This window comes from Nonomuraea endophytica, from assembly GCF_014203235.1.
GTDB lineage: Bacteria > Actinomycetota > Actinomycetes > Streptosporangiales > Streptosporangiaceae > Nonomuraea > Nonomuraea endophytica.
The window spans coordinates 259,339-277,745 of sequence record NZ_JACHIN010000010.1; the positions used below are offsets into that span (position 1 = coordinate 259,339).

General features: G+C 68.4%; 21 protein-coding genes. 20 read left to right on the top strand and 1 reads right to left on the bottom strand.

What is annotated here, in order from left to right:
- Positions 1–242: 242 nt before the first annotated feature.
- The 15 genes from HNR40_RS33930 to HNR40_RS34000 all read left to right on the top strand — a co-directional run bounded on the left by HNR40_RS33930 (position 243) and on the right by HNR40_RS34000 (position 10,615).
- Positions 243–962 carry a hypothetical protein gene (locus HNR40_RS33930; protein WP_184968681.1) on the top strand — a complete coding sequence of 240 codons (720 nt, stop codon included), beginning with the start codon at positions 243–245 and terminating at the stop codon, positions 960–962.
- 50 nt (positions 963–1,012) lie between these two features.
- A complete protein-coding gene (locus tag HNR40_RS33935; protein WP_184968683.1) occupies positions 1,013–1,948 on the top strand; it encodes a major capsid protein in 936 nt (311 codons plus the stop codon).
- A 69-nt stretch (positions 1,949–2,017) separates the two neighbouring features.
- Positions 2,018–2,362: a hypothetical protein gene (locus tag HNR40_RS33940; protein WP_184968685.1), complete on the top strand. Its 345-nt coding sequence runs from the start codon at positions 2,018–2,020 to the stop codon at positions 2,360–2,362.
- Positions 2,362–2,658 (top strand): hypothetical protein, encoded by a 297-nt coding sequence (locus HNR40_RS33945; protein ID WP_184968687.1) that lies wholly within the window; start codon positions 2,362–2,364, stop codon positions 2,656–2,658. Before HNR40_RS33940 ends, HNR40_RS33945 begins: the two co-directional genes overlap by 1 nt.
- Complete coding sequence (locus tag HNR40_RS33950; protein ID WP_184968689.1) at positions 2,658–3,005, top strand: hypothetical protein; 348 nt, start codon at positions 2,658–2,660, stop codon at positions 3,003–3,005. Before HNR40_RS33945 ends, HNR40_RS33950 begins: the two co-directional genes overlap by 1 nt.
- A 3-nt stretch (positions 3,006–3,008) precedes the next feature.
- Positions 3,009–3,404 carry a hypothetical protein gene (locus HNR40_RS33955; protein ID WP_184968691.1) on the top strand — a complete coding sequence of 132 codons (396 nt, stop codon included), beginning with the start codon at positions 3,009–3,011 and terminating at the stop codon, positions 3,402–3,404.
- A 16-nt stretch (positions 3,405–3,420) separates the two neighbouring features.
- Positions 3,421–3,735, top strand: a complete 315-nt coding sequence (locus tag HNR40_RS33960) for a hypothetical protein (protein WP_184968692.1) — start codon at positions 3,421–3,423, stop codon at positions 3,733–3,735.
- Complete coding sequence (locus HNR40_RS33965) at positions 3,732–4,085, top strand: hypothetical protein (protein WP_184968694.1); 354 nt, start codon at positions 3,732–3,734, stop codon at positions 4,083–4,085. The genes HNR40_RS33960 and HNR40_RS33965 overlap by 4 nt, the downstream gene beginning before the upstream one ends.
- Positions 4,082–4,528 carry a minor capsid protein gene (locus HNR40_RS33970; protein WP_184968696.1) on the top strand — a complete coding sequence of 149 codons (447 nt, stop codon included), beginning with the start codon at positions 4,082–4,084 and terminating at the stop codon, positions 4,526–4,528. The genes HNR40_RS33965 and HNR40_RS33970 overlap by 4 nt, the downstream gene beginning before the upstream one ends.
- Before the next feature lie 63 nt (positions 4,529–4,591).
- On the top strand, positions 4,592–5,062 hold the full coding sequence (locus tag HNR40_RS33975; protein ID WP_184968698.1) for a phage tail tube protein: 471 nt from the start codon (positions 4,592–4,594) through the stop codon (positions 5,060–5,062).
- Between the two features lie 5 nt (positions 5,063–5,067).
- Complete coding sequence (locus tag HNR40_RS33980) at positions 5,068–5,460, top strand: DUF7426 family protein (RefSeq protein ID WP_184968700.1); 393 nt, start codon at positions 5,068–5,070, stop codon at positions 5,458–5,460.
- A gap of 41 nt (positions 5,461–5,501) precedes the next feature.
- Positions 5,502–5,717 carry a hypothetical protein gene (locus tag HNR40_RS33985; RefSeq protein WP_184968702.1) on the top strand — a complete coding sequence of 72 codons (216 nt, stop codon included), beginning with the start codon at positions 5,502–5,504 and terminating at the stop codon, positions 5,715–5,717.
- A 3-nt stretch (positions 5,718–5,720) separates the two neighbouring features.
- Positions 5,721–7,682 carry a phage tail protein gene (locus HNR40_RS33990; protein ID WP_184968704.1) on the top strand — a complete coding sequence of 654 codons (1,962 nt, stop codon included), beginning with the start codon at positions 5,721–5,723 and terminating at the stop codon, positions 7,680–7,682.
- 33 nt (positions 7,683–7,715) lie between these two features.
- Entirely contained in the window at positions 7,716–9,743 is a 2,028-nt protein-coding gene (locus HNR40_RS33995; RefSeq protein WP_184968706.1) for a phage tail protein, read from the top strand.
- Between the two features lie 26 nt (positions 9,744–9,769).
- Positions 9,770–10,615: a phage tail family protein gene (locus HNR40_RS34000; protein WP_184968707.1), complete on the top strand. Its 846-nt coding sequence runs from the start codon at positions 9,770–9,772 to the stop codon at positions 10,613–10,615.
- Positions 10,616–10,618: 3 nt separating this feature from the next.
- On the opposite strand, the gene HNR40_RS34005 is transcribed toward HNR40_RS34000, so the two are convergent.
- On the bottom strand, positions 10,619–11,467 hold the full coding sequence (locus HNR40_RS34005) for an AbiTii domain-containing protein (protein WP_184968709.1): 849 nt from the start codon (positions 11,465–11,467) through the stop codon (positions 10,619–10,621).
- Positions 11,468–11,544: 77 nt separating this feature from the next.
- On the opposite strand from HNR40_RS34005, the gene HNR40_RS34010 reads away from it, so the two are divergent.
- Genes HNR40_RS34010 through HNR40_RS34030 form a run of 5 tightly spaced genes read left to right on the top strand, consistent with a single transcriptional unit; the run spans position 11,545 to position 18,332 of the window.
- A complete protein-coding gene (locus HNR40_RS34010; protein ID WP_184968711.1) occupies positions 11,545–14,277 on the top strand; it encodes a fibronectin type III domain-containing protein in 2,733 nt (910 codons plus the stop codon).
- 15 nt (positions 14,278–14,292) lie between these two features.
- The gene (locus HNR40_RS34015; RefSeq protein WP_184968713.1) at positions 14,293–14,442 is read left to right on the top strand and encodes a hypothetical protein; all 150 of its coding nucleotides are present in this window, start codon (positions 14,293–14,295) and stop codon (positions 14,440–14,442) included.
- Positions 14,443–14,448: 6 nt separating this feature from the next.
- Positions 14,449–17,223 carry a fibronectin type III domain-containing protein gene (locus tag HNR40_RS34020; RefSeq protein WP_184968715.1) on the top strand — a complete coding sequence of 925 codons (2,775 nt, stop codon included), beginning with the start codon at positions 14,449–14,451 and terminating at the stop codon, positions 17,221–17,223.
- Positions 17,224–17,256: 33 nt separating this feature from the next.
- The gene (locus HNR40_RS34025; RefSeq protein ID WP_184968717.1) at positions 17,257–17,943 is read left to right on the top strand and encodes a hypothetical protein; all 687 of its coding nucleotides are present in this window, start codon (positions 17,257–17,259) and stop codon (positions 17,941–17,943) included.
- On the top strand, positions 17,940–18,332 hold the full coding sequence (locus HNR40_RS34030) for a hypothetical protein (protein WP_184968719.1): 393 nt from the start codon (positions 17,940–17,942) through the stop codon (positions 18,330–18,332). Before HNR40_RS34025 ends, HNR40_RS34030 begins: the two co-directional genes overlap by 4 nt.
- Positions 18,333–18,407: the final 75 nt, after the last annotated feature.

The window sequence follows — 18,407 nt, forward strand, 5'->3', positions numbered from 1 at the left end:
TCCATCCCTGAAAGGCCCGCCCTGTGCGGGCCTTTCGCATGTCCGCCGCCGGACGATCTGGCGGCCTCCTGCTCGCGCAGCACGCTGGACGGCGGCGAGCAGTCTCCCCCGATGCCGGACAGCCCGTAGGCCGGGCGCGGCTTCCCGCAAGCGGTTCCGCTTGCGGTATTTCAGGCTGCCCGTTGGCCGGGCGGCGTGCGCAGCCCGTTGGCCGGGCGGCACTGACTGAACAAGGAGCACAGTTGGACCCCGACGAGAACGACAAGCCGCAGGACCCTCCCGCCCCGGAACCGGCGCCCGAGCCGACGCCCGAGCCCGCTCCCGCGCCGGACGACAAGGCCAAGCCCGACGCCCGCAAGATCGACGACCTGCCCGCATGGGCCCAGGCGGAGCTGCGCCGCGCCCGCATGGAAGCGGTCAACGCCCGCAAGGCCGCCGAGGAGCAGAAGACCGAGCAGGGGCCGTCCCCCGAAGACCTGGTCGCTCAGGCGCAGAAGGACCTCGCCCAGCAGATCGGCAAGGCGCTCGGCCTCGTAGCCGAGGAGGAGAAGTCTCTCGACCCGCAGCAGGTGATCGAGAAGCTGACTGCCGAGAAGGACAGCACGGCCAAGGAACGGGACGCGGAGAAGGACCGGCATCGTCGCGCCTTGATCGAGCTGGCTGTGCACCGGGCGAGCACACGGCTCGGCGCCGACCCTGACGCGCTGCTCGACTCGCGCTCGTTCCTGCGCAACGTGCGCGACATGGACCCGGACGGCGAGGGGTTCAGCGCCACGCTGACCGGGGCCATTCAGAAGGCCGTCGAGGACAACCCCAAGTTCAAGGCGGCCGGAACGTCCGGTCCGCCCGCCAAGAGCGGCGGCGAATTCACCGGCGGTCCCGGCGCGCGGGCCAGCGATCCCGAGCAGATGACCACCGACGACTTCCGCGCGTTCCGGCGCAACAAGAAGTCCTCTGACTAAGCCGCAAGCGGTTCCGCTCGCGGCTTTCTTGATTTCTAGGAGGGGCATTCGTGCCTAACAACTTTCTGACGCCGAACGTGATCGCGCGAGCGGCGCTTGCCACCCTGTACGAGACCTGCGTCATGGCCCAGCTGGTCCACAGGGACTACGACGAGGACTTCGCGTCCAAGGTCGGCGACACCGTGAACGTGAGGAAGCCCGCGGTCTTCGAGGCCAAGGAGTTCTCCCGCGCGAACGGCATCGAGATCCAGAACGCCCAGGAAACGGGCATCCCGGTCACCCTGAACCACTTCGCAGACGTGTCCTTTGCCGTGACCGCCGAGGACCTGACCCTGCGGATCGAGGACTTCGGCGTCCAGCTGCTCAACCCGGCGATGGAGGCCATCAGCCAGAAGATCGACCGAGACATCCTCGCCCTCCGCAACGACATCGTCCAGGAGGTCGGACGGACCGGCCAGCATGCCGCGAACCCGCCCGGTGCCAACGTCTTCGTCTACGACAACCCGCGCACCGCGATCGACGCTCGGCGTGTCCTGAACCAGCGCAACGTGCCGGCCGCTGACCGACACCTGGTCGTCGGCCCGGAGATCGAGGCCAAGTGGCTGGGTGACGAGCTGTTCCACCGCGCTGACGCCCGCGGCGACACGGACGGTCTCCGTGAGGCGTCGCTGGGTCGCAGGGTCTTCGGCTTCGACCCGTACCAGACCCAGAACATCAAGGTTCCCGACCAGGTGACCGGCGCGTCCACGACCGAGGTCGGCGTCGCCTTCCACCGGACGGCTTTCGCGCTGGTCACCCGCCCGCTGGTGCTGCCGCAGGGCGCGGCCAATGCCGCAGTTGCCTCCTACAAGGGGTTCGGTCTGCGCGTGGTCATGGACTACGACATCGATCTCAAGCAGGACGTGGTCAGCATCGACTGCCTCTACGGCACGAAGACCATCGACCCCAACCGTGCGGTGCTCATCAAGGGCCCCAACGTCGCGTAGTCAGCGCCCCCACGCGCACCTGTGCCTGCCCACCCGGCGGGCTTTTCGCATTTCTAAGGAGAAAACGCGATGTCGTACAAGGCTCGGCTCACCGAGCGGGTCCTGACCCTGAAGACCCCTGCGGCTGGCACCCACGTCCTGTGGCGAGCGCCGGTCGCCTGCAAGGTGAAGGCGGTCCGCGCCTACCGGGTGGGCGGCACCGGAGCGACCGTCAACGCCACGAAGAACGGCGGCAACCTGCTCGCTGCGCCCCTGTCGGCCGCCCCTGCGGCGACCTGGGTCTCGGCCAGCCCCACCGCGGCCGTGGGCAAGCTCGCCGCAGGCGACACGCTCGCTGCGGTGATCGTGACGGCGGACGGCAACCCGACCGACCTCACCATCCAGATCGACGTCGAGCTGGACGCCAACGGCTGATGTTCGTCTACCGCAACTCCAGCACCGGCCAGGTGGTCGAGCTTCCCGAGCGGGATGTACGGCTCGACCACCTGGACGTGTGGCTACTGATCGCTGAACCCGCCCCCGAGGACCTCCCCGAGCAGGTCATCGAGCCTGCTCCGGAGCCCCGGCCCGAGCGGCCGTCCGAGAACGACACCAAGGCGGCCTGGGTCGCCTACGCGGTCGCCCGCGGCATGGCCGAGGGCGACGCCAAGTCCCTGTCCAAGGCCGCGCTCGTCGAGGAGTTCGGCCGCGACGACGAGGAGGATGACTGATGGCTCGCGCTGAGGCCACCATCACACCGCTGCCCCGCGCAGGTCTCGCGGTCGCCACGGCGCCGGCCAACCCGGCGGTCGTCGACGGCCTCATGGTCACCTGGTCGGACAAGCGGATGATCCGCATCAAGAACACCGACGCCGCACCGAAGACCGTCACCCTGGTCATCCCCGGCGCGATCGACGGCCAGGAGATCCCTGACCGCGACTACATCATCCCGGCCAGCACCGGGGACGTCCTGATCCCGCCGCTTCCCGCCGTCTACCGGCACCCCGACGGCAAGGTGTGGATCAACTTCTCCGCCATCACCGGCGTCTCCGTCGCCGTCTACGAGCTCCCGGCCTGAGCCGTGCTGGTGTACGCGACCGCGCAGGACTACGCGGACTACACCGGCCAGGACGCTCCGGACGGGATCGAGCAGGCCCTCGCACGGGCGTCGGAACGCATCGACGAGCTGCTGATGGGCGCGGTCTACGCGGTCGACGCCAGCGAGATGCCCACGGATGTGAAGGTCCGGCAAGCGGTACGGCAGGCGACCTGCGCGCAAGCCGCCTGGTCGATCGCGGTCGGTGACCCGTACGGCGTGGCCAGCGCGTTCAAGTCCGTCTCGATCGGCTCGGTCAAGCTCGACCGAGCCAGCGGGGGAGCGGGCGACGGGCCGCCCCGGTACGCACAGGACGCGCTGTCGATCCTGCGCACTGCGGGCCTGCTGCCGGGCATCGTCATCGACGGCCCGCGCTGGTAGAAGGGCGGGTGCTCACGTGACGACCCTGCCTGGCTGGCTGCTGCGCCACACCGCTGTGATCAAGCCGTTCGAGGGCGACTCGGCTTACGGCCCCGTCTACGGCCCGCCCGTCACCGTGAAATGCCTGGCCGACGACGAACGCCGCATGGTCCGAGACGACAAGGGCCTCGAAGTCGTCTCAGAGATCACCATCTACATGCTGCCGGGCACCCGGTGCCCTTCCGGGTCCCAGGTCACGGTCAACGGCAGGACGACCACCGTCCTTGCCTCCTACACCCGTGACGGCGGCGGGCTCCCCACTCCGGATCACGTGGAGGTGGTGTGCCAATGAGCCGTGCCGAGTTCAACGCGGACGTCACCCCCCTGGAGCTGACTACCAAGGTCAACCGGGCCGCCGCACGCGGCCTCCGTCTGGGCGCCGAGCACGTGCTCCAGGTGTCGCGGACGCAGGTCCCGATCGACGAGGCCACGCTGGAGAGGTCCGGCGCGGCCACCGTTGATGAGTCGCAGCTGACGGCCGCGGTCTCCTATGAGACGCCTTACGCGGTGGTCCAGCACGAGGACCTGGACCTCAAGCACGCATCAGGCCGCAAGGCCAAGTACCTGGAGGACCCTGCGCGGGACGAGGCCGACACGGTCCGGGCCCTGGTCGCGGCGCAGATCCGGCGGGCGCTGTCGTGAGTTTCACCCGAGACCTTCTCTCCGGGCTGGCCGTCCTGCTGGCCGACGCCGGAGCGGGCGACTGGAACCCGTCCGGCATCTACAGCGACGAGCAGACCGCCATCACCATCGGCGGACTGCCCGCCAGCCCGGACATGGCTATCACGCTCACCGTGTACGGCACAGGCCGCGCCGGCGACGACCTGACCCAGTCCGACACGAACACCCAGATCCAGGTCCGCATCCGCGGCAAGGCAGATCCCCGCGTGGTCGACGACCTGGCCGACCTCGTGTTCGACGCACTGCACGGGCTGTCCAACCACACCTTGGACACTGGCGTGCACGTCCTGCTCGCGCAACGCCGCATCGTCGCGCCGATCGACCGGGACGCCAACGGGCGCTGGGGCCGAGCGGACTCCTACGAGCTGCTCGTCGACCGCCCGTCACCCCACCGCACCGAGTAACCCACACGAAAACCGCAAGCGAAAACGCATGCGGGATCTCCGCATGCCTGAAGGAGCAAGCACATGGCGCTTCGCAGCCTCCTCGCCAAGGACTGGACGCTGGAGGTCAACACGTCCAGCACCGCCGTACCGGCTTGGACCACGGTCAAGGGCCTGACCAAGCTCGAATTCACCCTCGACAGCGAGACCGAGGACGACAGCGACTTCGACAGCAACGGCTGGGCGTCCGAGGTCGTCACCCAGCGCAAGTGGGCGCTGGAGATCGAGGGGCGCCGCAAGCGCGACACCGGTTCGGCCTCCTTCGTGCCCGACCCCGGTCAGGAGTTCCTGCGCAAGGCCGGTCTCGTGGTCGGCATCAACGCCAACGTCGAAGTGCGTTGGTACCGCAAGGACGGCTCGCCGGACGCCTTCCAGGGCACTGCCGCCGTGCAGTACAAGGGGGCGGGCGGCGAGGTCACCGATCTGGAGCCGTTCGAGTGCGAGCTGACCGGCCAGGGCGAGCCCATCGAGATTGACAACCCGGCGGCGGCCTGACCCCGATGGCGAAGTTCACAGACCTCAACGAGTTCTTCAACGACGGCCTGGCGCTCCCGGTTGGCGGCAAGGTCTACCACGTGCCGCCCGCCTCCGCCGAGGTCGGCCTGTTCTGCCAGAAGCTGATGGCGGCCGGGATCAGCGCCGCCAACGGTCAGGAGATCGACGCCGCCGACCTCGACGACGACGGAGAGAAGGACCTGTACAGGCGGGTCCTCGGCGACGTCTACGACGAGCTCATCGCCGATGGGGTGTCCTGGGCGAAGATCAAGCACTGCGGCGTCACGGCGTTCCTGTGGATCGCGACCGACGAGGACACCGCGGCCAAGCACTGGCGGGCCGACCCGGAAGCGGAGGCCCCGAAGGCGAAGGCTCGGGCGGGCCGGTCGACCCGCTGACGGGGCTGCGCGAATGGTATGACGCAGACGACGGCCTGGCCGTGGACGGCACCGCCGTCTCCTGGGCCGACCTGCTGCAACGCTGGGCTCTCGTCGAGGCCGACCTCCACTCCGAGTACGGCGTCGACGTCGACCAGCCCGGCCTTCTTCTCACCCGCACGTGGCGCTGGCTACGCGTGCGCATCCTGGGCCTGCTGTCCGCCGACACGCGGACCGCCCGCTCTCTCACCCCCGAAGACCGTCACCACCGGAGGTGAGCTGTGGCGTTGAACGTGGGCGAGCTGTACGCGACGCTCGAACTGAAGGACCGCCTGACCGGTCCGCTGGGAAAGGCCACAGCAGGGATCAAGGTCAAGGCGACCGGCATCCACGCGGCGATGGTCATGGTCGGGATGGCCGCCGCGCGGATGGCCGCCGCGGTCGCATCCGGCGCGTCGAGGGCCGGAGCCGCCTTCGTCTCGTCAGGCGCGAAGATGGCGGCGGCTGGCGCGAAGAGCGCCGGGCTGCTGGCGGGCGTCGGCGTGGCAGGCGTCGCTGTTGGTGGCGTTCTCGCTGGCGTTTTCGCTGGCATCACTGCCGGGATCGCGAAGATCGGCATCCAGGCGGCGATGTCCGCGCCCGCGGTGAAGGCCGCCTTCGCGGACCTGAAGACGTCCGTGCAGGCCGATCTGGCGGACGCGGCGTCGGTGTTCCAGGGGCCGCTGATCGCCGCTGCTGGCCAGCTCAAGGGCATGTTCTCCAGCCAGATCGCGCCAGCGCTGGGGGACATGTTCAAGACGCTCGCGCCCTTGATCGGCCAGTTCACGACCGGGCTGGGCGCCTTTCTCAAGCCCATGCTGCCCGCGATCCAGGGCGTGGTGGCAGCGGTCACGCCGATGCTGTCGGCCCTGGCCGGGTCCATGGGGATCTTCGGGTCGCAACTCGCTGGCTTTCTTGCTCCCATCTCGCAAGCGTTTTCGCAATCGAGTGGACTGCTGGCCACGCTGGTCACCGGTGTTGGTGGTCTGCTTCAGTCACTAGCGCCTTTGCTTGCGGCTCTTGTGGGGCTCGCTGCCCAGGTCGCAGGCCCGCTCATGAGCGGGCTGGCCACCGTCGGCCAGACCCTGTCCGCGCAGCTTGGGCCGGTCCTCATCCAGCTCGGCCCGCTGATCGGACAGCTGATCACGCAGTTCGCGCAGATCGCGGCAGCCGTGATCCCGCTGCTGCCGCCCTTTCTACAGCTGGCGGCCACGCTGGCGTCGGCGCTGATGCCGGTTCTGACCCAGATCGTCGGGGCGCTCGCCTCGGCTCTTCAGCCGATCCTCGTGGCGCTCCAGCCCGTGCTGGCTGCTCTGGCAGAGGTCTTCGGGGCCGTCATCACGGCCCTGCTGCCGATCTTGCCGCCGATCTCTCAGCTGATCACCGCGCTTCTCCCGGTCGTGGTCACGCTGGTCAAGGCGCTCACACCGATTCTGACCATGCTCGCCACGGTGTTCTCCAAGATCGTTGGAGCGATCACGCCGTTCATCGCACCACTGGTCCAGATCACGACCGCACTCCTACCGCCGCTGATCTCGCTGGTCCAGGCGGTCGTCAAGCTCTTTCAGGGAGACTTCAAGGGCGCGCTGAAGGTCGTTCAAGATGCCTTCTCGAACGCGGGCAAAGTCATCAAGGACGCCTTCCTCAAGATCATCGACATGGGGAAGAACCTGCTGAGCGGCCTGTGGGAGGGCATCAGCACCAAGGTCCAGTGGTTCCTGAACAAGATCGGCCAGTTCTTCGGCAACCTCCTGCCCGACTGGGTCAAGGACATCCTCGGCATCCACTCCCCGAGCCGCGTGTTCGCCGCCATCGGCTCGTTCACGATGCTTGGTTTCGCAGACGGGGTCACCGCCGAGCGGCCTGCCGTCCTTCGCGCCGCAGACCAGGCGACAAGGGGATTCGGAGCTGCCTTCCGCGCCGGGCTCAAACGCGAGGCCAGCGGCTTGGGCGACGCCATCAACGGCGCGACCCCGGGCAAGGTGGGCATCATCCCGCCCGGAGTGAAATCAGCGCTCCGCGCGGGGGGCCGCCGGGCAGGGAAGATCCCCGCAGAGGCAACGCGCCGCGCGGTCTCCCCGAGCGGGAGCACCGTCCCCGGGAGCGTGACGGTGAACGTCACCAACATCCACCCCCAGGCGGAACCCACCAGCCGCACAGTGAACCGAGGCTTGCAGTACGCCGCCACGCTCGGCCTCACCTGATCCCACCACGCCAGCCCGGACGGGAGGTGCGAGATGGCGATCAACGTCGGCGAGCTGTTCATCCTGCTCGACCTGCGCGACACCATGTCCGCCAAGCTCCAGCGGGCGTTCGTCCGAAGCCGCACGTCGGCCACGGACTTCGGGACCCGCCTCAGCAGAGTGACCGGCGGCGCGGTCCAGTCGCTCACCTCCACCGCCGTGGCGGCCACCGCCACGGCGGTCAAGTTCGCTGTCCTGGCCGCCGCCGCGGCTTCGACCGCCGGCCACCTCCAGGCCCTCGGCGTCGCTCTGGCCCCGGCGGGCGGCATCATCGCCGCGCTCCCGGGGGTGGCCGCCCTTGGCGCCGCAGGGCTGGCCACGCTCGCACTGGCCTTCCGGGGTGTCGGTGACGCCGCGACCGCAGCTCTGGGCGACGACGCGGAGGCGTTCCAGGAGTCGCTCGCGGGCCTGTCGCGTGAAGCTCAGGGCGCAGCGCGGGAACTGCGGCAGCTCAAGCCCGTCGTCGACGGCCTGCGCCTTTCGGTGCAAGACGCCTTCTTCGCCCCGCTCGCGGGACAAATCGCAGCCGTTGCTGACGCACTTTCCGCAAGCGTTTCCGCTGGCATGTCAGCCGTTGCGGCGCAGTTCGGCCTCGCCGGTCTGGCGGTCGCGGACTTCCTTCGCACCGCGGAGACCGCGTCTGCTGTGGAGGCCGTGTTCGGGTCGCTGGCCGATGCCATCGCCGCGCTCACCCCCGCGATCCAGCCCGTCGCCGCAGGTCTGCGAGACCTTGTCGTAGTCGGCGCGTCGTTCTCAGCCAGCCTCGCCCCCAGCATCGCGAGCGCCGCGGCCCGGCTCGGCACCTTCCTGAGCACGGCCGCCGCCTCCGGCCGTGCCCTGGAGTGGATGACCGGCGCAGTCGAGGTGTTCAAACAGCTCGGCGCTGCCGCCCGTGACGTAGGCGGCATCGTGACCGGCGTCCTCGGGGCGCTGCGCAGCGCCGGAACCAGCGCGCTCGGCGTGATCGGGCAGGTTCTCGACGGGGTCAACCGGTGGGTCAACTCGGCACAGGGCCAGCGGGTCCTCGTCGAAGTCTTCGCAGCGCTCGGCAGGGTCGGTGAGGCGTTCGTCCCGGTCGTACTCGCGATAGCCAGCGGCCTGGCCGAGCTGGCGCCCGTCGTCGCCGACCTGGCCGTACAGCTCGGGCCGGTGCTGACGGAAGCCATCTCCGCCGTCGCGCCCGCGCTCGCCGACCTCGGCCCAGGAGTGATCGCCGTCGTCGACGCGATCGGCCTAGCCGTGAGGGAGCTCGGCCCCGCACTTTCACCCATCGCAATCACGCTGGCGGAACTGCTTGCGGCTGTTGCCCCGCTGATCCCTGTGGTCGCCGACCTGGCGTCGATCATCGTGCGCAGCCTGGCGGCCGGCGTGCAGGACGTTCTGCCGGACCTGGCCCGGATGGCGTACGCCTTCACCGACGTGCTCTACGCGGCCCTGCCGCTGCTGCCGCCGCTGCTCCAGCTCGCCACCGACTTGCTGCCGGTCATCGCTGACCTTGTGACCGGCGTGGCCCGGCTGCTGTCGGGCGACTTCGCCGGAGCGCTCACCGCGGCGGGGTACGCGGCCATCGGCTTCGTGAACAGCATGGGCAACATCGGCTACCTGCTGCTGACCGGCCTGTGGGACGGCATCGTCTCGGCCGCCGCGTGGTTCAGGGACGCGATCTACAGCTTCTTCTCCAGCATCCTGCCTGACTGGGTGCGCGACGCTCTCGGTATCCGTTCCCCGAGCCGGGTGTTCGCCGAGATCGGCCGCAACACCATGCTCGGCATGGCGGATGGCATGACGAGCTCCACCAGGCAGGTCTTGGCTACGGCGGGGGACATCGCGGCCCGATTGGAGAAGTCGTTCGCCCCCAACCTAGCCGCGTCCATCGGGTCGACCGGGGTGGTCGCGACGGGCGCGAGCCGTGCGGCAGGGCCGGTCAACATCACCGTCCACACCTACAACCCGCAAGCTGAACCAACTTCGTCCACGATCAACCGCGGACTGGCGTACGCGGGCATGCTGGGGGTGCTCTGACCTTGCCGACTTACACACTCGACGGCGTGGCACTGGACCACCCGGCCGGCTGCTGGAGGCTGAAGAGCGGCACCCGCCGTCGTTCGTTTCCCGCAGCCCGGTCGGTGTCGGTCAAGATGCCCGGCCGGTCGGGGGAACTCCCCATAGTGGGCCTGGACCTGGAGACCACCTCGGTCGCGCTCGTCTTCGGGCTCACTGGCCGGACCCCGTCCGGCACGGACGGCGGGTTCGAACAACTGGAGTCGAATCTTGAAGCACTCGCCGCCTTGATTGGTGTCCGCCACCGGCTGATGACGCTCTCCTACACCGCGGGCTCGATCGTCCGCGTCGCGGAGGTTGCGCTCGATTCGGTGTCGGAGCCTGAGGTCGACGTCGGCTCGGCTCGTGGGCGGCTCACGGCGATCTTCAAGATCCCCGGCGTCTTCTGGCGTGACCCGATCACGTCCACTTGGGCGGGGAGCGCGAACGCAGCTGAGCAGCCTGTCACTACCCTCGCCGGGTCCACCGGCCCGGTGGCAGACGCGCTCCTGCGCATCACCGGCCCGGCCGTCAACCCCGCGATCACCGACGTGGCCACGGGAGACACCATCACCAGGCCCTCCGGCCTGACCGCCGGACAGCGACTCCTCATCGACTGCGGGCAGATGAAAGCACGCCTGGTCACCACGGACACCTGGGACATGAGCGCGGGCTCGGACGTGACCGGCCAGATCCAGGCCACAGGCCCAGGCTCGGCGTTCCACTGGCTCCACCTCACTCCTGCGGTGGGCGTCGGCGACCCCTTCTCGCGCGTCGTCCTGGTCACCAGCTCAGCGACGTCCACGACCGGCGCGTCCGGGTTGGAGGTTCGCGCCCGCCGCGCCTACCTGTGAGGGCTACTTCCAGGGGGCTGGCCAGTCGAGCCACTGTCCGAGGCCGGCATACGTCCCGATGGCTGTGGCGATGAAAGCGAGAGTCCAACCAACTATGGGCCAGAAACGCCCCCTCCTGGGTTCTGCGGGGGTGTTCACGCTATTCGAAATGCCGCCAGCGTCGTGTCCTGCGTAGTTGAAGATCGTATTCGGGCTGTTTTCGATGCGGATTTCTGGCACCGCAGTGGCGAGCGCCTGGTTGGTGACATCTGCGGACGGTGTCTCCTCACCTTCGGGCATGTTCGCGCGCATCTCGCTGACGAGCTCAGCCAGGGTGCTTCGGATACGGCTCACAACACCCTTGATCGTGACGGGCTGGAACTTAATGTAGATCTCGCCAACCCGCTGCATCTGGGGAATGTTCCCAGCCTTCCAGCCCGCTTCCGTGACAAGTCGCGCTATGTCATCAAACGGTGGCCGCTTCACGGAGAGATCCTTACCCTGAGCGGCGAGGTCTTCTAGCTCGGATACCGATTCTGTAAGGTGGACCTCCTCCGTAACGTACTCGCGAAGCTGTTCGGGAAACCACGATGGCGTTACCGGCTGGGGCATGGGGTTGTACCCGCCTCGATTAACGTGGACCACCCAGAGAGTGCCGATGATCTTTCTGTAGACAGGAACGTCCTCCGTGGTGGTGTAGCCGTTCAGCTCGCGCTTCGCCCAGTCACGGAGCGGCCCGGAACGGGCATGCCCGCCCAAGGTCACACACTTTAGAAGAATGTTCGAAAGTGGCGTGCTGGGATCAATGATGTCCCGCTCGATCTGCGCGAGCAGAGAGTCGTCTCGGGATCGTCCCGCCGAGGGCTTCGTCACCGGCCTATTGTCTCGCGAATACCGGGGTATCTGACGCACCTTCGTCCTGCTGCGCGAAAGCCGAGACGGGGGTGCAGATGCTCCTCCGTCTCGCCATCTACGCCCCCAACGGAACCCGGAAGGGTGTCCTGCCGACCACGATCGGCACAGAGGTCGGGTGGCCGTTCAACGACGTGCCCGCCCTCAAGCTGACCCACAGCCAGGCCGGGCCAGGAAGCGACCTGCTCTCCGACCCTTGCGAGATCGCCGTCGAGGTCTCGGGAGACGGAACTAGCTGGGCTGAGCCTGCCGATTCTCGGTTCCTGCTGATTCGGCGGCATCTCGATCTCACCGACAAGGCGGCCGTCGAACAGCTCGACATGCCCGGCTACGCGTGGATGCTGCGCAAGCTAATCCTCTATCCCGGCAGTCAGCCGTTGGTCGACGGCAAGCGGGCGTTTCTGAGTGCGACGCCGGGCGCGATCCTCGCCACGTTCCTGACCGAAGGGCACGCGCGCGGCACGCTGACCGGCTTGACGTGGAACTTCAGCTCCACCCACGACTCTGCGGGACAGCCGTGGGCCAAGGTCTTGACGATCTACTACGAGCCGGGGCTGGACGCGCTCACCACGCTTATCAACCTCGCCGAGCAGGGCGTGCTCGACTTCTCCATGCAGGGCCGTCAGCTGCGCGCCTACAACGCCGACACCCAGCTGGCGCGCGACCTCGCCACCGGGCCCGCCCCGATAGATCTGCGCCACGGCCGTGACATCACCCACGCGCCCGACGTCGGCACCCTGGAGGACGCCGCGTCCGCGGTCCTGGTCGTGGGCGATAACCAGTTCCAGCAGACCTACACCAACCCCTCTGCCGTAGCGCCATGGGGGCGGTGGGAGCAGTACGTCGGCCAGGGCGGCGTGTCCGATCCCGGTACGGCGGCGCTGCTCGCCGACGCGGCACTCAAGCGCGCCGAACGGGAACGGGTGCAACGGACCCGGCAGATCAGTCTGGCGGCGGCACGCTGGTTCCCGATCCTGGACTACCGGCCCGGTGACCGGGTTCTCGCGCCCGGCGCAGGAGGTCTGCCAGAGCCGCTGCGGGTCCGGCAGGTCACCCTGGTCCGGGACCAGACAGGGGTGCTCTCCGGCAACGTCGTCCTCAACGACCGGCTGCTCGAACAGGACATCCGCCTCGCCCGACGCACAGCGGGCATCGTCGGCGGTTCGACGGCGTCCGGCGGCTCCGGGGCGCGCCCTGCGCCCGCATCACCCCGGCCGCGTTCCCCCACCGCGCCTGCCGGGCTGATTGTGGACGCGCAGGCGTACATCGACTCGGCCGGCGTCCCCCAAGGCCAGATCACTGCCACCTGGGGCGCGGTAGTCACCGACGTCAACGGCACAGCCGTCGAGATCGACGGCTACGAGCTGTTCATGCGCGTCAACCAGGCGGACGCACCGTGGTTCCTCGTCGCGCTGACCCAGGCCGACGACAGGAACGCGACCTACAGCCCGCTCGTGATCGGCGAGCAGTACGCGTTCAAGGTCCGGGCCACCAACCAGGGTGCGCGGGGCGGATTCTCGGCACAGCAGGTGGTCACGGTCCCCGACGACATCGATGCGCCACCCGTGCCGACGCCTCCTTCGCTCTCGACCCGTCTCGGCGTCATCCACGTCGGATGGGACGGGCACGGCGTCGGTGGCGTTCTCATGCCGTCCGACTTCGCCCATCTCCTGGTGTGGATGCAGGACCCGCTCTCGCCCGGCTGGTCCGAGGTCGGATACCTGGAGCAGGCGGGCGGGATTGTCGTACCCGGCCAGCCGTACGGCCAGGACCGCGAGTTCCGGCTGACCGCGGTGGACCGCTCGGGCAACGAGTCCGCGCCGTCCAGCTCGGCCACGATCGCAGCCGTCCAGCTGGTGTCCGGGGACGCCGCGGCGAGTTCGATCACGACTGGGCACCTGGTCGCCAACGCCGTCACGGCGGCGAAGATCGACGTCGGTGCGATCCAGGCGGCCCACATCGGAGCGAACCAGGTGACGGCGGCCAAGCTCGAATCGGTGCTGACGCTGTCCACCCGCATCGTCGCGGGCAGCGCGGCCGGGGCTCGGGTCGAGCTCAACAGCACGGGCCTGGCCGCCTACGACTCGGGCGGCGTCCAGACGGTCTCCATCTCCTCTGCGACCGGCAGCGTGTCGCTCGTGGGCCAGCTCGCCTCGGGCGTGACGGGGGCGCGCGTCGTCATCAATCCGTCCGGGGCGATGGTCCCGGAGCTGCGCTTTTACCCCGGCGCTGGAGCCAACTACTCGCGCATCTTCAGCGACGCCTCCCTGTTCCCTGGTGAAGCGACCCTGATCAGCTTGTCGGGTACCAACAGCGGCAATACCGCCGAAACCAGGGTTATGCACGCTGCGGGCGCCTACCACGTGAGGGTCCGAAACCCGGTGACCACGCTCGACAACGGCGGCTTCCTCGCGCTGGAGGAGTCGCAATCGCGGGTCGGCTTCAACCGGCATGCCACCACCCAACTTCAGCAGCTCACCTTCCTCCCGACCTCTACCCGGCATACCGGGGCCTGGTCCTACAGCGGCGGCGACGCCGGACTCGTGATGAGCACCGTCACAATCCCCGCCAACCAGGCCGGGGCCACCTTCACCTACGGGCCGACCATGGCCAGCTCCCCGTATGTGGTGGCCACCATCGACGTCGGCGCAACCGGCAGTCCGCGCGTCGGCGCGTGCGTGTCGGCCAGGACCACGACGAGCGTCTTCGTGAGCCCCACCACGACGCAGGTGGTCGCCATCACCGCCCAGCTCTGGGGCTGGCGCATGTAACCCAAGGAGTACTGAGTGCAGGACCTGAACGTCGAGGCAGAGGCGGTCATCGCTGCCCTCCGCCGCCGCGTCGACGAGCTGAGCTACGAGAACGTCCTCCTGTCGCTCGCGGTGGACCAGCTGCAACAGCAGCTCGGCGCACCGATCCGGAAGAACGCAGGCTGAGCCGCCATGCAAGTGATCATCCCTGGGGAGCGGCCCCGGTTCGGAGTCCGGCTTGTCGCCCATGCTCCCAACGGGCCCCGGCTCGGACTCCTTGGAGCGCCCCTGAGCTGGGACGCCGGGCTTCCGCTGAACGATGTGCCAAGCCTGGAGCTGACCTACACCGCCCACGCTCAAGGCGCGGCCTGGCTGCGAGAGCCGTGCGAAGTTGCGCTGGAGTACAGCGTGGACGGCGGCGCGTGGAGCGAGGCCGCCAACGGCAGGTTCCTGAGGATCAAAAGGTCAGGAGATGCGACCGACCAGACCGGCGCACAGCGATTCTCGCTGCCCGGATGGGCGTGGATGCTGCGCAAGCTCGTCCTCTACCCGTCACTCGACATGGTCGACGGCAAGCGCCAGTTCAACGCCGTCCGCGTCGGCCGCATCCTCACCACGCTGATCGCCGAGGGGTCCGGCCGCGGAACCCTTCCCGGCCTGGTCGTGGACTTCACAGCCACGCACGACTCTGCCGGCCAGCCGTGGTCGGCAGAGCTGACGATCGGCCTGGAGCCCGGAACCGACCTCCTCCAGCTCCTCATCAACCTGTCTGAGCAGGGCGTATGCGACTGGCAGATGACCGGTCGCGTTCTGCAGGTCTACAACGAGGGCACCGCGTTGGGTCGCCAACTGGCCGCCGGACCGGCGCCGGTCGAGCTGATCCTGGGCCGCGACATCGACCAGGCCCCTGACGACGCGACGCTCGAAGACGCCGCATCGGCGATCCTCGTCGTTGGCGAGGAAGGGCTACGAGTCGAGGTCACCAACCCGGCCGCTGTCGCGCCGTGGGGCCGGTGGGAGGCATTCCAGCAGCAGGGCGGCGTCAAGGACGAGGGCACCGCCCGGCTGCTTGCTGGTCAGGCGTTGGAGCGCGCGAGCCGGGAGCGGGTGCAGTTCACCCGCCAGATCAAGCCGCAGCAGGCACGATTCCTGCCGCTGGTCGACTATCGGCCGGGCGACACCATCCGGGCGCCGGGGGAGGAGGGCAAGCCCGAGCCGCTGCGGATCCGGCAGATCACGCTGTCGCGCGGTGACGACGGCGTCGTGGGCGGCAACCTCACGCTGAACGACAGGTTCTTGGAGAGGGAGATCAAGCTCGCCCGCCAGGCCGCCGGCATTCTCAACGGCGGCGTCTCCGGCGGGGGCAACGGCGGGGATCCCGGAGGGGACAACGAGAACCGCGTCCCAGCAGCCCCGACCGGTCTCCTCGTGAACCCGGCCGCCTACCTGGATGACGAGGGATACGCCCACGGGCAGATCACCGTCTCGTGGGTCGGCGTGACCAGCGACGTCAACGGCACGCCGCTCACGGTCGACGGCTACGAGCTGGTCGGGCAGACCCCGCCGGGCACGGGCGCGATGCGCGTCCTGGCCACGACCACCGGCACAAGCGTCAGCTACTCGCCGCTGGAGCCCAAGACTCGCTGGCAGTTCGGGGTCCGTGCCACCAACCAGGGCACGCGAGGCGTGGTCGCGGGCACGGCGGTGATCACCATCCCGGACGACGAGACGCCGCCGCCGGGCCCGTCCGCGCCGGTCGTCGACAGCCGAATCGGGATCTTCCGGATCACGTGGGACGGGTTCACCAGCGCGGGCACTGGCATGCCCACGGACTTCGCCCGCGTTTTGATCATGATGCGGGATCCGCTGGACCTCAGCGATGAGGGCCAGCAGGTCGAGTGGCTCGAACGCGCGGGCACCGCCGTGGTGCCCGGCCAGCCGTACAGCGTTGACCGGGAATTCTGGCTGGTCGCGATCGACAGGTCCGGCAATCTCAGCGGCGCATCAGCTCACGTCATGTCGCAAGCGAAACCGCTTGTGAATTCGGACATGATCGGCGAGATCATCAACGGAGCCGAGCACATCATCACCGGCTCCATCCCGGCCAACGCGAAGATAGTCGCTGGATCAATTACTGGCGGCCTCATCCAGGCGCTCGCCATCGACGCGGGGAAGATCGCCGCGAACGCCATCAGCGCCGACAAGATCGTGGCGGGTGCGATCGACGCGGCGCATATCAAAGCCAACGCGGTCACTGCGGACAAGATCGCGGCAGGGTCCATCACCGCTGCGAAGATCGACGCCGACGCGCTCAACGGCAAGGTCATTACCGGCCCCGTCATCCGGAGCTCGGCCACCGGGCGCAGGTTCGTTCTCGACAGCAGCACGCTCGACCTGCGGTTCTACCCGTCCGGATCGTCGAACTACTCCCGCGTCTACGCGGAAGACTCGGGCGGCGAAGCCGCAGTGGCTATCACCACGAACACGTCGTTCTCGCAGCGGGCCGAGCTGCGAGTGAACTCGAGCCTGATCAGGCTCGGCATGATCAGTAGCGGTGGCGGACAGTCCGGCGGCGGCTTGGACATCGCCTCCAGCTACGCCCGATACGGCTACAGCGCCGGTAGCTCCTCCACCGAGGCGTCGATCCTGTTCGACGGCGCTGGCAAATGGACCATGAAGGGCAGGGTCTGGGAGTTCACCACCTCCAGCGCCTACGAAACGATCTGCGCCGGATCAGGCGTCGTTTCCTCCGGCTACGTCGGCGTCACGATCACGTACGGACCGTATATGGCCGGCAACATGGGGCCCGTCGCGGTGGTGCGCGATGGCGCGACCACTCCGAACTTTTATTGGTGCTTGGACGCCTCCAGCCCTTCCGGGTTCTCGATCGGCTGGTCCTCTGGCGGCGGAGTCTATTCGGGCAAAGCCTTCTACTTCTGGTCCTTCCGCCACCCGGGCTCAGCGTGAGCCGCGGGTCGGCGATTCCTGCGTGCAAGGAGCGTGAACGCATTGACGGTTGAGATGTGGAAGGTGTGGGATTCCGAGCTCGGCTACACCCCCACCGACTTCATGGAGGGCGAACAGAACGCGGCAGTTGCACCACCCCGTGATGGCGCCGACCCGCTGTGGGGTGTGAGCCGCGTCGATGAGCAAGGGCACGCCCACATCCATATCTTCCCGCACACCGCGCTGGAGTGGCGGGCTGCGGAGTACGGCATTGACCACGACGACGTGGAAACGCTCCTGGACGTGATCTTGCACGAGCCGTGGATCCCAGCACTGGATGATCCACTGGCGTTCACCGATCCGCGGGCCGCGAAGATCTTGGCCGACATCCACGGACTGCCCACCGTCTGGACTCCAGGTGTCAGCGACGAGGTGCGCAGGCAGGCGCACCTGGAACGCATCAACGCGGTGAAAACCCACCGCGCCAGATTGGACGCAGAGACGAAGCAGGTCCGGCAGGGTGTGGTCGACTACCTGGGCATCAGCGTGACCTTGCCGGACGATCCGCTCGCAGCGGTTCGTGCAGCCCGCCTGGACCCCATCCGCGTCCAGGCACGGCAGCTCGCGGTGGCCCGCAACCGTGACCGCGGTCAAGGGTTCACACCTGTCACGATCACGTCGAAGCCAGCCATGACCTTCGCGGGCCGTAAGCCATGGTCGGGCGTGGAGGTGAGCGGGTGACGGGCATCCTCTGGCTGGACCTCTTCGTCACCGTCACGATCGTCGGCGGTGCCCTCGGACTCCTCGCGCGAGCAGTGACCGGCCTGGCTCGCCGACTGCGTCGTCTGTCGCACTTCTTGGATGATTGGAACGGTGAGGAAGCGCGGCCCGGCGTGCCGTTCAGGCCGGGTTTCGCCGAACGGGTGGCGCTGATCGAGGCGGAGCTCAAGCCCAATCACGGCTCCTCACTGCGTGATGCGATCAACAGGGTCGAGCAGGGAGTGCGCCGAGTCGAGGACGGACTGGCTTCCCACCTTCAGCAGCACCGCGAGGCACTGCTACCGGTCGAGCGCCTACGCGGGGGAGCCGGAGCGGGCGAGACGGCGGAAGGTACGCCTCCTCCCGAATGACGATCTTTCCGACAGACGGCGGCGTTCTCGTTGTGCCCGCTGTCCTCCCTATTCATGTACCGACCTCGGCGTTCG